Below are 1,639 nucleotides of genomic sequence, written 5' to 3'. Positions count from 1 at the left end.
TCCGTCATATATTCCGAAGGCTCGAAATTCTCGCTACCGTTGAACTGCACGGAAAAAGGAAGATTGGCCCAGAGGAAGCGGTCAATCGGATCATAGTCCTGATAGGAATTGACGATATTTGGATCGTTCTTCTTTCCGAACAGGGATGCACCGCGCATGAAACCGAGCGCCTCGTCGAAGCCGCGATCTTCGGGGCGTGAGCCTTCCGTGCCGCCGAGGTGCCACTTGCCCAGCATCGCCGTGTGATAGCCACGCTCCTTCAGCATTTGCGGGATATAGATTTCGTCCAGCGGCACGCTCATCGCATTGACATGCGGAGCGTCCTTTGCGCGGTCGGCGAAATAGACCGCATCATCGCCCGAGAAAGAGGCAATGGTTTCTGCGAACTCGGGCGGCGCAGGCGTGAATTCGAACCCGAAACGGGTGGCAAAGCGGCCCGTCATGATTGCAGCACGCGACGGCGCACAGGTCGCATTGCCAGAATAGCCATTGATGAAGGTCGCACCATTATGCGCCAGCGCATCAATATTGGGCGTGGGCACCGTGCCGCCCGCAAGACCCCCGCCGCCGAAGGTGAGGTCGTTGAAGCCAAGGTCATCCACCAGAATGAGGACGATGTTCGGTGCTCTCTGGGTAGGCGGAACCTCTGCTTTCGCCGGCCCTTCATCCCAGACCACTTCACGGTTCGGCTGCACCGGATTCCTGATCCCTTCTATGATGCCGGGCAGGTAGTACCAGTAGCGATTAAAGAGGGTGGCACCTACAGCAACAACAATGACCAGCGCGCCAATGAGGATCGCGCCGCGCTTACCGATTTTCATGGCAACCGCCCTCCCGAGTTAATGCAGACCATTAACTTAGGCCGTCCGAAATCAATCGGCAAGCCGAATGTCAATACCGGGACAGGCGGAAGGACTCAGGCAGCGGGGCGCGGTTTGCGCGCAGCACCCTGCCCGCCATGAAAGCGCCGCTCCCCGGCAAACTTACTGCGGGCGAAAGGGCGGCGTTCGGAGGCTCCATCCAGAAAATCACGGATCAGCGGGATGACCTCGCTGGCGCGCGACACAAGGAAGAGGTGGCCACCGGGCACAATTTCGAGCCGTGCGCCGGGGATGAGCGAGGCGAGGAAACGACCATTCACCTTCGGCACGATCCGGTCATTGTCGCCCGCGAGAACCAGCGTATGGACACGCAGGAAAGGAAGGAACGGAACACTCGTCCAGCCCATGCCTGCCAGCAATTGATAAAGATAGCCGCGCAGCGTGGGTGCCCGGAGGCGGCTTGCATGATCGCCCGCGCCATCAGCCTCATCGCCATAGAGCGTTTCAAAATGCTGCATCATGTAATCAGCATTCATGTAGCGGCGCGGATGGGCGAGTTTTGCAAGGGCGGCTGGCTTGCCCGGCACCATGAGGAAGCCGGCAGAGGTTGCCGCGAGAATGAGCCGATTCACGCGTGAGCCATATTGAAAGGCGAATTGCTGCGCCATGGCGCCGCCCCAGGAAACGCCCATCACATCGACTTCGTTATAGCCAAGCTCATCAAGAATACCTGCCGCCATGCGGGCAAATTGCCAGGGGCGATAGGGCAAGGCGGCGGCGGGCGACCCGCCAACGCCCGGCGCATCAAAGGTGATGAT

At 59.6% G+C, this 1,639-nt stretch carries 2 protein-coding genes; both read right to left on the bottom strand.

Going from position 1 to position 1,639, the window contains the following annotated elements:
• Positions 1-821: sulfatase-like hydrolase/transferase (locus WBF74_RS12320; protein ID WP_424440285.1), on the bottom strand; the 821-nt coding region annotated here is incomplete at its 3' end.
• A 95-nt stretch (positions 822-916) separates the two neighbouring features.
• The coding region (locus WBF74_RS12315) for an alpha/beta fold hydrolase (protein WP_424440282.1) at positions 917-1,639 on the bottom strand (723 nt) is incomplete at its 5' end.

It is taken from the genome of Parvibaculum sp. (assembly GCF_049672805.1).
GTDB lineage: Bacteria > Pseudomonadota > Alphaproteobacteria > Parvibaculales > Parvibaculaceae > Parvibaculum.
Note: the sequence above shows the minus strand (reverse complement) of the source record. Positions and strands in the feature narration are given on the sequence as shown.